This is a genomic window from Microbacterium pygmaeum (genome assembly GCF_900100885.1).
Lineage (GTDB): Bacteria > Actinomycetota > Actinomycetes > Actinomycetales > Microbacteriaceae > Microbacterium > Microbacterium pygmaeum.
The window spans coordinates 684,718-697,092 of sequence record NZ_LT629692.1; the positions used below are offsets into that span (position 1 = coordinate 684,718).

Annotated in this window: 12 protein-coding genes; 7 read left to right on the forward strand and 5 right to left on the reverse strand. The window is 66.8% G+C overall.

What is annotated here, in order from left to right; translation table 11 throughout:
- Positions 1–3: 3 nt before the first annotated feature.
- The 5 genes from BLT19_RS03200 to BLT19_RS03220 form a co-directional block, all read right to left on the reverse strand.
- On the reverse strand, positions 4–636 hold the full coding sequence (locus BLT19_RS03200) for a PadR family transcriptional regulator (RefSeq protein ID WP_091486212.1): 633 nt from the start codon (positions 634–636) through the stop codon (positions 4–6).
- Positions 637–723: 87 nt separating this feature from the next.
- Entirely contained in the window at positions 724–2,136 is a 1,413-nt protein-coding gene (gene ligM, locus BLT19_RS03205; RefSeq protein ID WP_091486216.1) for a vanillate/3-O-methylgallate O-demethylase, read from the reverse strand.
- Positions 2,137–2,187: 51 nt separating this feature from the next.
- Complete coding sequence (gene purU, locus BLT19_RS03210; RefSeq protein ID WP_091486221.1) at positions 2,188–3,072, reverse strand: formyltetrahydrofolate deformylase; 885 nt, start codon at positions 3,070–3,072, stop codon at positions 2,188–2,190.
- A 12-nt stretch (positions 3,073–3,084) separates the two neighbouring features.
- A complete protein-coding gene (locus BLT19_RS03215; protein ID WP_091493197.1) occupies positions 3,085–3,987 on the reverse strand; it encodes a methylenetetrahydrofolate reductase in 903 nt (300 codons plus the stop codon).
- Positions 3,988–4,155: 168 nt separating this feature from the next.
- A complete protein-coding gene (locus BLT19_RS03220) occupies positions 4,156–4,728 on the reverse strand; it encodes a MarR family winged helix-turn-helix transcriptional regulator (protein ID WP_157681741.1) in 573 nt (190 codons plus the stop codon).
- A gap of 205 nt (positions 4,729–4,933) precedes the next feature.
- Between BLT19_RS03220 and BLT19_RS03225 the strand changes: the two genes are divergently transcribed.
- From BLT19_RS03225 to BLT19_RS03255, 7 genes are all read left to right on the forward strand, one after another.
- Positions 4,934–5,812, forward strand: a complete 879-nt coding sequence (locus tag BLT19_RS03225; protein WP_091486230.1) for a transketolase — start codon at positions 4,934–4,936, stop codon at positions 5,810–5,812.
- Positions 5,812–6,777: a transketolase family protein gene (locus BLT19_RS03230; protein WP_091486234.1), complete on the forward strand. Its 966-nt coding sequence runs from the start codon at positions 5,812–5,814 to the stop codon at positions 6,775–6,777. The genes BLT19_RS03225 and BLT19_RS03230 overlap by 1 nt, the downstream gene beginning before the upstream one ends.
- 39 nt (positions 6,778–6,816) lie before the next feature.
- The gene (locus tag BLT19_RS03235; RefSeq protein ID WP_091486238.1) at positions 6,817–7,887 is read left to right on the forward strand and encodes an alcohol dehydrogenase catalytic domain-containing protein; all 1,071 of its coding nucleotides are present in this window, start codon (positions 6,817–6,819) and stop codon (positions 7,885–7,887) included.
- Positions 7,884–9,410: a sugar ABC transporter ATP-binding protein gene (locus BLT19_RS03240; RefSeq protein WP_231917769.1), complete on the forward strand. Its 1,527-nt coding sequence runs from the start codon at positions 7,884–7,886 to the stop codon at positions 9,408–9,410. The genes BLT19_RS03235 and BLT19_RS03240 overlap by 4 nt, the downstream gene beginning before the upstream one ends.
- The gene (locus BLT19_RS03245) at positions 9,407–10,396 is read left to right on the forward strand and encodes an ABC transporter permease (RefSeq protein WP_091486242.1); all 990 of its coding nucleotides are present in this window, start codon (positions 9,407–9,409) and stop codon (positions 10,394–10,396) included. The genes BLT19_RS03240 and BLT19_RS03245 overlap by 4 nt, the downstream gene beginning before the upstream one ends.
- 89 nt (positions 10,397–10,485) lie before the next feature.
- Positions 10,486–11,481 (forward strand): sugar ABC transporter substrate-binding protein, encoded by a 996-nt coding sequence (locus BLT19_RS03250; RefSeq protein WP_091486247.1) that lies wholly within the window; start codon positions 10,486–10,488, stop codon positions 11,479–11,481.
- Between the two features lie 91 nt (positions 11,482–11,572).
- On the forward strand, positions 11,573–12,355 hold the full coding sequence (locus BLT19_RS03255) for an SDR family NAD(P)-dependent oxidoreductase (protein ID WP_091486252.1): 783 nt from the start codon (positions 11,573–11,575) through the stop codon (positions 12,353–12,355).
- The last annotated feature ends 20 nt before the right edge of the window (positions 12,356–12,375 follow it).

Here is a 12,375-nt window from a genome sequence, read left to right on the forward strand (position 1 = left end):
GAGCTACGCCTGCGAGTCGCCCCGACTCGGCGGACTGTTCCGGCCGTCGTCAGGAGGACCGTCCAGGCGGTCCACCAGTTCCAGCCCGCGGCGCGCCCACGCGATCTCGCCGTTCGCGCGCTCGACGAGACCCTCGTAGGCGAATCGCTTGAAGGCGACCGTGCGTTCGTGATCGGCCTCCGGTGTGACCGCGAGCCGCCGGACGAGCATCGGATTGTCGCGCGCGTCGATTCGGCGCAGCTCCTGCTCCCACTGCTCGCGCTCCGACTGCCACTCCGAGACGTGGCCGTGCAGGAACGCCCGCGCCGCCTCGGGCGTGGTGTTCTCCAGGTAGGCGGCGCGCAGGTGTGCCGGATCGCGCACCCGCTGGTAGTCCAGCGGTGAGCGCATCCATTCCGCGTACGCCGACTGACCGGCATCCGTCACGTGGTAGACCCGCCGCGTCCCGCGCTGTCCGCGTGTCTGCTCCTCGCCCTCGATGAGGCCCTCGGTCTCCATCTTGCGCAGCTCGGGATAGATCTGGGAATCGGGGGCGTGCCACACGTGCCCGACCGAGAGTGAGAACTGCTTCTGCAGGTCGTAGCCCGACAGTGGGCCGACGCGCAGCAGTGCGAGCAGGGCGTAGCGCAGGCTCACAGCTGCCTCCTCGATGCGCTCGTCCGAATTGGTGCGAGGGGATCCGGCGGCATCAGCCGCCGGACCCCCTCGAGCTTATGTGCGGCCCTATGCGGACTGGTAGTTCGTGCGCCAGCCGCCCTGATACGTCGCGCGCGCGACCGTGGAGTATGGGACCGGGCTGACCACGACCCGCACCTCGGTCTGCTCGTGCGGTTCCACGCTCGCCTTCGTGGTGCCGCCGTTCGGCTCGCCCCAGACGACCTTCAGCTCGGTGCCCTCGGGCACGTTCGGGTCGACGGTGGCCAGGGAGAGGCCGCGACGCTCGTTGGCGCTGTAGCCGGTGAACATCGAATAGCCGACGACAGTGCCGTCCTCGTCCACGACGGCGTCGTAGTTGGCCGAGCCGTAGTTGGCCAGAGGCAGGTCGAAGAACTTGTAGCTGGGGCCGTCGACGTTCAGCAGCGACGTCCACACCTTGCCGAGGTCGTCGGCATCCCACGCGAGCGTGACCTTCTTGCGCTGCGAGGCCGGGTCGACCTTCTCGAGGGCGTCGCGGCCGATGAAGTCGTGGTCGAACTTCACGAAATTGCCGTAGCCGAGCTCCCACGGGGTGAGGTAGTAGTCCTCGATGTCGTCCGAGACGAAGGACCCGGCCAGTGTCCCGGTGGCCTCGTAGCCGTCCGCCGGAAGCCACTCGCGGTAGCCGCGCTCGGCCTCGCCCGTGTAGATGGCGGGCAGGGGGGAGGGGATCCAGCCCGATTCGAGCGTGTTCGAGGGATAGGCCCGGGAACCGACGGGAACCAGGCCGAACTCGGCACCGGCGTTCACGATCGCGGTCCAGATCCGGTCGTGATCCGCGTACGGTCCCCAGATCTCCAGACCGGGAGCGCCGGCCATGCCGTGGCGGAGCGTGCGCACCGTCGTGCCGTCGATCGTCATCGTCGACATGTTGAAGAACTTCAGCTGCTCGAGCGCGCCGCCGTTGAGCTTCTCGATGACCTGCCAGGCGGTCGGTCCCTGGATCTGGAAGCGGTAGTACCGGCGGGTGACCTCGTGGCCGTAGGGCCGCGACGGCGAGCGGCGGTCGATCTCGATGTCGAGGTTCGCATAGCCGCCCTTCTCACCGTGGTAGAGCAGCCAGTTGGATGCCGGCGCCCGGCCCACGTACGTGTACTCGTCCTCAGCCTCGCGGAACAGGATGCCGTCGCCGATCACATGGCCGGCTGCGGTGGTCGGCACGTACTGCTTCGCCTTGTCGACCGGGAAGACCGATGTCGAGTTGATCGCCGTGTCCGAGATCAGCTTGATCGCGTCGGACCCGCGCAGGAACAGGTTGTCCATGTGGTGGGACTGGTCGTACAGCACCGCCGAGTCGCGCCAGGCCTTCTGCTCCTTGATCCAGTTCTGGAAGTCCGCGGGGACGACCGGATAGATGTAGGAGCCGATCTGCGAGTTGCGCAGAAGCTCGACGGGACTCGCGGCCGCGTCCAGGACCTCCTGCAGATTCTTGGGTGCCATGGGGTGAACCTCTCTGTTCGGTGCGCGCCTCAGGGTGAGGCGTGGGTGGTTTCAGGGTCGGTCGGTGAAGACGATGGTCTGGTTGCCGTGCCGGATGACGCGGTCTTCGGCGTGCCACTGCACGGCGCGGGACAGGACTGCGCGTTCCACGTAGGCGCCGCGGGCTTGCAGGTCGGCTGCGGTCATCGCGTGGTTCACGCGGGCGACGTCCTGCTCGATGATGGGGCCCTCGTCGAGTTCTTTCGTCACGTAGTGCGAGGTGGCGCCGATGAGTTTCACGCCGCGTTCCTTGGCTTTGCGGTACGGCGCGGCGCCGATGAAGGCGGGCAGGAAGGAGTGATGGATGTTGATGACAGGCACCCCGACGGCGTCGAGGAAGTCTTCGGAGATGATCTGCATGTAGCGGGCGAGGACGATGAAGTCGACGTTGCCGGTGAGCAGCTCGAGGATCTTCGCTTCGGCGTCGGATTTGTCCGGGCCCTGCGAGGGGACATGGAAGAACGGGATGCCGAAGGCCCTGACGTCGTCGGCGGTGTTGGTGTGGTTGGAGATCACCATCGGGATCGTCACCGGGAGTTCTCCGCGGCGGTGCCGCCAGAGCAGTTCGAGCAGGCAGTGGTCGGACGTGGAGGCGAGGATCGCCATCCGCTTCGGGACCGACTGATCGGTCAGCGACCACTGCATGCCGAATTCGTCGAGGGTGGCGGCGAGGTCGGCCTCGATCTCGGGGATGGCGGCAGTGAGGTCGGCCCGCTGGAACACCACGCGCTGGAAGAACGCGCCGCCATCCGCGTTCTCGGAGTACTGATCCAGCGACAGGATGTTCCCGTGATTGCGGGTGACCAGCGCGGTCACCGCCGCTACGATGCCGGGCCGGTCGGGCCCGTGGACGATGAGGCAGGCGTGGTCGCGCAGAGCTTCGTTGTGCACAGTCATGGGTAAAGCCTGTCAGGAGTGGGTGCGGGTGAACTCACGAGCCCAGTCGGCGGTCGCCAGCAGCCCGCCGAATGTGTAGAAGTGCAGCTTCACGGGGCCGGTGGTCGGGCCGGATGCAGGTGCCGCCACTTCGGTGCCCTCTGAGACGGATGCGTCCGAAGCCAGCAGGGACGCCAGGTCGCCCACGAAGATGTCGGGTCCTGCGGTGCCCATCAGGTTGGTGAGCGAGAAGCCGTACTTCTTGACGATCATCGCGTTTGCGCCGATGCCGAAGCGACGGGCGAACCCGAGCAGCCGCTTGATGCCGGCGGGCCCGGGCGTGCCGATGCGGATGGTGCCGTGGATGCCGCGTCCGCGGACCTCGTCGATCCACGCCACCACGGGATCGGTGTCGAACGCGAACTGCGTGAGGACCGTGGTGTGCAGCTTCTGCTGCGCCAGCGAATGGACCTTCTCGTCCAGCGAGCGCCACAGCACGTCGTCGGCGATGTCGGGGTGACCCTCCGGGTAGCCCGCGATGCTCACGTCCTTCACGCCGTAGTCCAGGAGCAGACCGGTGTGGATCACGTCGAACGCGCCCTCGTACGGGCCCTCGGGGGTGGCCGGGTCTCCGCCGACGACGAAGACGCTGTCAGTCGCGCCGACATCCTGCAGGCGGGAGAGGAATTCCTCGAGCTGCTGGCGGGAGGAGAGCCGGCGGGCTGAGATGTGCGGAACCGGGATGAACCCCATCTCGCGGACGGCCTTCGCCGCGGAGACCCGCATCTCGAGATCCTCGTTGCCGAGGAAGGTGACATTGATCCTGGTGCCCGCCGGAATGCTGTCCTTGGCTTCCATCAGCGCCGGCACGTCCTTGCCGGTCATCTCCAGCGAGTAGTCCTGCACCAGTTCGACTGCTGCCCGAGGGTTGGCCATGACGTGCGTTGTCTTCGACACCGATCGAGGTCCTTTCCGCTGCACGACGGGCATCGTTGCGCCGCCAGTTCGACAATACCTATGTACATAGGGAATGTCCAGAGGTACATTGCGAGTGTGCGACGTCGCGGCCATCGCGAGGGTTCCGCTGCGCGGACGGATCGGGGTTCAGCCCTCGACGACGCCCGCTGCGGTCGGCACCGATCCGGGCGACAGTTCGGGTGTCCGCTGGAGCAGCCGCATGAGCAGACGGTTGAGCTGCTCGATCTCCTCGGGGCTGAGGTCGCCCAGCACGATCTCCTGGCCCTGCATCGAGATCGGCTTCATCCGGTCGTGCATGTCCGCGCCGGCGCGGGTCAGGTAGAGGTGGCGCGATCCGCGTCTGCCGTCGGCCGGCACGATGAGCTCGCGCGCGATGAGGGTGTTGACGCTCTTGGAGACGATCGCCTTGTTCATCGCGACGAATTCCGAGATCTCGGTGGAGGTCGCCCCCGGTCGGATCGAGATCGCCGAGATGACCCGCCAGTCGTTCGTGCCCAGGTTGAAGGCGTCCCGCAGGAGGCGCGATTCACGCCAGACCAGCGCGTTCGAGATGAGGTGCAGCAGGCGAGGCGTGAAGTTCTCGCTGTCCACGACATCGCCCAGCGGGGTGGTCACGACCTCCGCCGCGTCGACGAAGACGGGGCCGACCGGCTCGTCCAGCTCGCCTGTCAACAGCACTCCCCTCCAGTGCCGGATCACGAGCTGATCCGTGTGGCGAGTCTAGTCAGGGAGCGATTGCGCACTCAAACAAGTTTACGTACAAGCCTGTTTACTTGTAAATCACACCGTGTTACTGTCGCCTCGTCGAGGTCCGAAGACAGGGCCGAGACCACAAGCGAACGTCGATGAAGACGGCCCGGTGCCGGTGTCTCGTCGACGCGAATCGATGACGAGGAGGCATGTGATGGGCGAGACGAGCCTGCAGACGAGCGACGATCCGCACTCCGTCCAAGAGCTGGAAGACCTGGCGTTCGAGCTGCGTTCGAAGCTGCTTCACCTGTGCGGGACGTACGAGGGAGCGGTGCACATCGGCGGCGATCTGTCTGCTGCCGACATCTTCACCGCGCTGTACCACTACGGACTGCACGTCGACCCGACCGATCTGCGCAACCCGACGCGCGACCGCTTCGTCCTGAGCAAAGGCCACGCGGCCGTGTGCATGTACATCGCCATGTCGATGCGCGGCTTCTTCTCGTACGAGGGGATCGTCGACACCTACGGCCAGCTCGACAGCGCCTACGGCATGCACCCCTGCAAGGTGCAGCTGCCCGGTGTCGAATGCTCGACGGGCTCGCTCGGTCACGGCCTTCCGATCGCGGTGGGGATGGCACTGAGTGCCCGCGGCCGCGGCGAGTCGCACCGCGTCGTGTGCCTGCTCGGCGACGGCGAGACCGGCGAGGGGTCGGTGTGGGAAGCCGCCATGGCCGCGCGCAGCAACGAGCTCGGAAACCTGGTCGCGTTCGTCGACCGCAACCGGCAGATGATGACGAGCTTCGCCGAAGAGCGTGTCGTGTTCGAACCCTATCCGGACAAATGGGCGGCATTCGGCTGGAACGTCGTGCACATCGACGGCCACGACATGGCCCAGCTGGTCGGGGCGATCGACGCGCTGCCGCCGACGAGCGCCGAGCGTCCGACCGTCGTGATCTGCGAGACCGTCAAGGGCAAGGGCGTGGACTTCATGGAGCACAACCTCGCCTGGCACGCCGGATCACTCGGCGCCGCAGACCTGGAGCGCGCGATGACCGCGTTGCAGGCATCCCGCGAGAGAGAGTCCGTCTGATGCCCGTCACCTTCACCTTCGGAGAGATGCTCTCCGCCCGTTCCGTCATCGGATCGACGCTCGCCGAACTCGGCGAGGAGCACGAGAACCTTTGGGTCATCACCCCCGACATCGGCGCGACGCTCGTGGAATTCCGCGACAAGTGCCCCGACCGATTCCTCGATGTGGGGCTGGCCGAACAGGTCAGCGTCGGCATCGCCGCCGGCTTGGCCTACGACGGCAACATCCCCGTCGTCTCGGGCATGCTGCCGTTCCTTTCCATGCGGGCACTCGAGCAGGTTCGCAGCGACGTCTGCTATCCGAACCTGCCGGTCAAGATCATCGGCACCCACGGCGGGCTCGTCGGCAACGGCGGCTCGACCCACTACGCCGTCGAGGACCTCGCGCTGATGTGCGCCCTGACGAACATGACGGTGACCTCGATCGGAGACCCCCTCATGGTCGGTGAGATCCTCCGGCAGTCGATGTCGATGGCGGGCCCCATCTACATCCGCCTCGCCGTAGGCAAGAAGGACATGATCCTCTACGAGCCCGGTCAGCACGACGTCCGCATCGGCAAGGGCATCATCGCCCGGCAGGGGTCGGATGCCACGATCTTCACGCACGGCACGGTCGTCGCCCAGGCGCTGGAAGCGGCTGCCGAGCTCGAGAAGGACGGGTTCGACGTGCGCGTGGTGGACATGTTCACCCTCAAGCCGATCGATGCGGACCTGATCGCGCAGTGCGCGGACCAGACGGGCGGGCGGTTCGTGGTCCTCGAGGATCACCTCGCCTACGGCGGGCTCGCGTCGCGCATCGCGGACGTCGTCGCGGATCGCGGCATCCATCTCACCGCCTTCGAGCGTCTCGGCATCCCGCAGGTGTACGCCGGGTTCGGCGAGGACGAGCAGCTGCGCGACAAGCACGGCTACGGACTGTCCGCCACCATCGCCGCCACTCGCCGCGTCATCGCCGCCGGCGGCTGACCGGCCCTCCCCTCGCACACTCGCTCAACGGAGAGACGAATGAGAACAGTCGCCGTCACCAGGATCGGCAGCCTGCGCGATCCCGATGCGACCGCGCGCGGACAGATCGGTGTGGTCGACTTCCCCGATCAGCCGCTCGGGCCAGAGGACGTGCGCATCCGCGTTGCGTACTCGGCGATCTGCGGCTCGGATCCGCACCTCGCGGAGGGGTTCTTCGGCACCGACGTGCCGATCGGGCTCGGGCATGAGCTGTCGGGCGTCGTCGAAGCCCTCGGCGAGAAGGCCCATCGCAACGGTCTGCAGGTCGGCGATCGCGTCGCCGGCAACTTCCTCCGCTTCTGCGGCACGTGCACGCCGTGCCGGGCCGGGACGCAGCAGTTCTGCGAACACATCCAGGACTACAACCGCCCGGGGATGGCAGAGACGGTCACCTGGCACGAATCGCAGGTCTACCGTCTGCCCGACGACGTCTCACTGCTGCACGGGTGCCTCCTCGAGCCGACCTCGGTCGCCGTGCGCATCGCCGACAAGACCGACATCCAGGTCGGCGACCGCGTCGCGATCTGCGGTGGCGGGCCGATCGGGCAGCTCGCCCTGCAGGTCATGAGGATGCACGGGGCGACATCGCTCACGCTGATCGAGCCGATCGCCGAGCGACGTGAGATGGCGCTGAGACACGGGGCGGACGAGGTCATCGATCCGATCTCCGAGGACCAGTACCGACGCGCGGACGAGATCACCCGGGGGCAGGGGTTCGACGTCGTCATCGACGCATCCGGCTCGCCCCGGGCCGTGCGCGGACTCCTGGAGATCGCGGCGAAGGGTGCGACGGTGATCTACGGGGCGATGTATCCGCACGACTTCGAGATGCCGCTGAACCTCTCCGATTTCCTGTACCTCAAGGAGCTCACGCTGACCGGGGTGTTCGTCTCACCGTACGCATTCCCGCGCGCCCTGCAGATCCTGCCGTACCTCGATCTCGACGAGCTCACCCAGTCGGTGTTCGACCTGGAGGACGCGACCGAGGCGTTCGACATGCACATCAGCGGTCGGTACCCGAAGGTCGTCATCCGCTGCAACGACATCACGGACTCCGGGAGCACGTCGTGACGGTCATCGGCAGCGACCCGGTGACGACCGGAGTTCCCGCGCTCCAGGCCGTCGACATCGTCAAGAGCTTCGACGGCGTCCATGCGCTCAAAGGAGTGCAGCTCTCGGTCCGACCCGGTGAGATCCATGCGCTCCTCGGTGAGAACGGCGCCGGCAAGTCGACGCTGATCAAGGTGATGACGGGTCTGTACTCGCCGGACTCCGGGACGATCCGGCGCAGCGGGCAGGACGTCGAGTTCGCCAACGTGCGCGCGGCGCACAAGGAGGGCATCGTCGCGCTCTATCAGGAGCTGTCCATCGTGCCCACGACCTCGGTCGCGGAGAACGTCCTGCTGGGCGAACAGCTGCCGAGTCGATTCGGCATCGTCGATGGCCGGGCGCTGCGCCGCCGTGCGCGCGAGCAGCTCGAGAGACTCAATCAGAAAATCTCCATGCGCAAGCTCGCCGGCGACCTCTCGCCGGTGCAGCAGACGATGGTCGCCGTGGCCCGCGCGCTGGCCACCGACGCACGCGTCCTGATCCTCGACGAGCCGACGGCCTCGCTCACCGACACCGAGATCCGCGAGGTCTTCACGGTTCTGCGGTCGCTGCGTGACGAGGGGGTGGCGATCGTCTATGTCTCGCACCGCCTGGAGGAGGTCTTCGAGCTCTGCGATCGCCTGACGATCATGCGCAACGGCGAGACGATCATCACGAGGGACGTCTCCGGCACCACGATCAACGAGGTCATCTCGACGATGGTCGGACGAAACGCCGACTCGCTCTACCCCGAGCGGGGAGTGACCTCGTCGGAGGTCGCCCTCGTGGTCGACTCGCTGGAGGGGCGGCGCGTCACGAACGTCTCGTTCACCGCCTACAACGGCGAGGTGCTCGGGATCGGAGGCCTCGCCGGCTCCGGCCGCAGTGAGCTGCTGCGGATCCTCGCGGGTGCGCAGCAGTCCAAGTCGGGCACCGTCACGGTCGACGGAGTGGAGGTCTCGCGTCGCTCGGCGGTCGGTCGGATGCTGGAGGCCGGCGTCGCACTCGTTCCCGAAGAGCGACGCAGTCAGGGCGTGCTGCTGGGCTCCTCCATCCAGGACAACATCGCCCTCGCGAACATCCCGTCGGTCAGCCGCGGCGGGTTCGTGTCGGGCCGGCGCATCGCCGAGATCGCCAAGCGCGGCATCGGCGACCTCCAGATCAAGGCGCGCAGCCCCCGCCAGAACGTCGGAGAGCTCTCCGGCGGCAACCAGCAGAAGGTGGTCCTGGCCAAGATGCTCGCCCGCCGTCCGAAGGTCCTGCTCATGGACGAGCCGACCAGGGGGATCGACGTCGGAACGAAGGCCGAGATCTACCGGCTCATCCGCGAGCTCGCCGCCACCGGGACCACGGTGATCGCCGTCAGCTCGGAGCTGCCGGAGCTCATCGGCATGTGCGATCGCATCCTCATCATGCACGAGGGCTCGATCTCGGGCGACGTCCCCGCCGAGGGCGCCGACGACGAGCTCCTCCTCTCCTACGCGTACGGAAGGTCCACATCATGACGATTCAGAAGGAGCCGACCCGGACCGGAACCATCATGGTCCAGCGGTCTCGCTCAGCCGGTCGCGTGCTGATCCAGAGCGGCACGATCGTGGCGTTGATCCTGCTCATCCTGTTCTTCTTCGCGATGCGCCCCGACACCTTCCTGTCGTTCGTGAACATCCGCAACATCCTCTATCAGATCTCGATCCTGGCGATCATCGCCGGGGCCCAGACGATCGTGATGGTCGTGGGTGACTTCGACCTGTCGGTGGGTGCGACTTCGAGCTTGGCCGGTGCGGTCACCTCGGTGATGCTGCTCGGCGAGAACTCGATGCCGATCGCGATCCTCGCGGGCCTCGCGGTCGGGCTGCTGGTCGGACTCGTCAACGGCGTGCTCATCGCGTACCTGCATCTGTCCGCGTTCATCGCGACGCTCGCGACGATGACCTCGGTGATCGGCCTCGCGTACATCGTCACGGGCGGCACGACGGTGTTCGGGATGCCGCCCGAGTTCAACGAGCTCGGGCAGGGCAAATTCTTGAACGTCCCCCTGCCGGTGTACTTCGCGGTCGCGATCTCGGTGCTGATCTGGGCGCTCCTGCGCTTCACGACCCTCGGGCGACGCCTGCACGCGATCGGGGGCAACGAGGAGGTGGCCCGGCTGTCGGGTGTGAATGTGCGCTGGGCGCGGCTGCTCGCCTTCACCATGGCCGGCTTCATCTCCGCGATCGGCGGCATCCTGCTGGCCGCGCGCCTCGGCAGCGCGGCGGCCGAGCAGGGCGGCGACAACACGCTGTTCTCCGTCGCAGCGGTCTTCCTCGGCATGACCGTCATCCGCTCCGGCGCCGCCAACCTCGGCGGAACCATGATCGGCGTGGCCATCATCGGCGTCATGAGCAACGGCCTGAACATCCTGGGCGTGAATGCCTACGTCCAGCAGGTCGTGACCGGCATCATCATCATCCTGGCCGTCGTCCTTTCCGGCCTGAAGACCAAGGAGCGATAGCGATATCGGCTCCGGAGGACACCCTGCGGACTCCCGTTCCGCAAGGCACCCAGAAGCAAGAAGCGCAGTTACAACGAAGGAGTGGATACATGCGTACCAAGTTCACAATCGCGGCGGCCGTCGCCGTGGCAGCGGCCCTGACACTGGCGGGCTGCTCCGGATCGAGCTCGGGATCGAGCTCGGGCGACAGCGGCGGCGGCGACGAGCCGTTCAAAGTCATCGCCTTCACCTCAGGGAACCAGACGCCGGTCGGGGCGTGGTGGGTCAAAGCCGTCACCGCGAAGGCTGACGAACTCGGCTGGGATCTGACCATGATCCAGGGCGACTTCGACTTCCAGAAGATGAACCCGGCGGTCGAGAGTGCGATCGGCCAGGGCGCCGACGTCATCCTCGACGGATACACCGACGTCTCCTCGATCGGGTCGATCGTCACAGCGGCCAAGGACGCCGAGATCCCGATCTTCGCAATGGATGCCGGTACCGAGGCGACGGACGCCTTCGTGACCAACATCACGACCAACCAGCAGCAGATCGTGGACGACACTGTGGAGGACATCGATCAGACGATCGGAGGGTTGGACGGGAAGACCATCATGGTGATCGGTCACGACCCGCACGCCGGCATCCGCTTCCGCTCCGCACTCGCGGTGAAGGCCTTCGAAGCAGCCGGCGCCACCGTGGTCAGCGGCGCGCCGCAGCAGGTGACCAACCCGGCCACCGGCCGCACCGAGGCGCTGAACTTCGTCGCGGACTACCTCTCCGCCAACCCGGACGGTCTCGACGCGGTCTGGGCCGGTTGGGACGACGCTGCGCTCGGCGCCGCACAGGGACTGTCGGAAGGGGGATCGACGGCACCCGTGACCGGTGTCGACGCGCTCTCGGAGACGCTGGCGGCGATCCAGGCGGGAGGCAACATGCTGGCCACGATCGATCAGCCGTGGCCGAAGGTTCTGGACATGCTGATCGCCGATGTCCAGGCCTACCAGGAGGACGGCACGATGCCCGCGGAGAACTTCGTCGACGTCGATGTGACGCTCGTCACGAAGGACAACGCGGCCGACACCACCCCGTCCGACAAGCTCTGACAACCACCAGCACGATCCGCGGGGGCGGCTGCTGCGGCATCCGCTCCCGCACCCTTCACTTCACCCTGACATCCGAGGAAAAGGAACACCCATGCGTCTCGACGGCAAAGTCGCGCTCATCACCGGCGGAGCAAGCGGAATCGGTCTGGCCACGGTGCGCAAATTCGTCCGCGAGGGCGCCAAGGTCCTGATCGCCGACATCAACTTCGACCAGGCCCAGGCCGCCGCCGATGACATCGCCGGCGAGGGATTCCAGGGCAACGTCGCAGCGGTCGGCGTCAACGTCGCCGTCTTCGCAGAGGTGGAGGCCGCCGTCGCACGCGCCGTCGAGGTCTTCGGCAGGCTCGACGTCATCTTCAACAACGCCGGGATCGCCGGTGGACGGCCGCTCCTGGATCACGACCCGGACGTGGACTACGCGCCGATGATCCGGATCGACCAGGACGGCGTCTACTACGGGATCCTCGCTGCGGGACGCCAGTTCCGCGACCAGGGCACGGGCGGCGTCATCATCAGCACCTCGTCGATCTACGGCGAGCAGGCTGCGGAACTCGCCTTCACCTACAGCGCGGCCAAAGCCGCCGTCATCTCGTTCACCCGCTCGGCGGCCTACGAGCTGGCGGAGTTCGGCGTCCGCGCCGTGGCGATCACGCCGGGCCGCGTCGGGACGGCCATCATCAACCAGTTCAGCGACGAACTGAAGACGACGTTCGCGTCCGAGCAGATGCGCAACGTGATGACCGAGCCGGAGGAGATCGCGAACGTCGTGGCCTTCCTGGCCTCCGACGAATCGAATGTCATCAACGGGACCGTCGTCCACGTCGACGACGGCTACTCGTCCTTCAAGAAGCGTCTCGACCTGCCCACCTTCTGAGGGCCGGGAGGAATGAGCGC

What these genes read in the sequence shown, in the direction of transcription:
- BLT19_RS03225 (WP_091486230.1), top strand. Translation starts at nt 4,934, where the DNA reads ATGGGCGAGACGAGCCTGCAGACGAGCGACGATCCGCACTCCGTCCAA.
- BLT19_RS03215 (WP_091493197.1), bottom strand. Translation starts at nt 3,987, where the DNA reads ATGGCCAACCCTCGGGCAGCAGTCGAACTGGTGCAGGACTACTCGCTG.
- BLT19_RS03245 (WP_091486242.1), top strand. Translation starts at nt 9,407, where the DNA reads ATGACGATTCAGAAGGAGCCGACCCGGACCGGAACCATCATGGTCCAG.
- BLT19_RS03255 (WP_091486252.1), top strand. Translation starts at nt 11,573, where the DNA reads ATGCGTCTCGACGGCAAAGTCGCGCTCATCACCGGCGGAGCAAGCGGA.
- purU (WP_091486221.1), bottom strand. Translation starts at nt 3,072, where the DNA reads ATGACTGTGCACAACGAAGCTCTGCGCGACCACGCCTGCCTCATCGTC.
- BLT19_RS03230 (WP_091486234.1), top strand. Translation starts at nt 5,812, where the DNA reads ATGCCCGTCACCTTCACCTTCGGAGAGATGCTCTCCGCCCGTTCCGTC.
- BLT19_RS03235 (WP_091486238.1), top strand. Translation starts at nt 6,817, where the DNA reads ATGAGAACAGTCGCCGTCACCAGGATCGGCAGCCTGCGCGATCCCGAT.
- ligM (WP_091486216.1), bottom strand. Translation starts at nt 2,136, where the DNA reads ATGGCACCCAAGAATCTGCAGGAGGTCCTGGACGCGGCCGCGAGTCCC.
- BLT19_RS03250 (WP_091486247.1), top strand. Translation starts at nt 10,486, where the DNA reads ATGCGTACCAAGTTCACAATCGCGGCGGCCGTCGCCGTGGCAGCGGCC.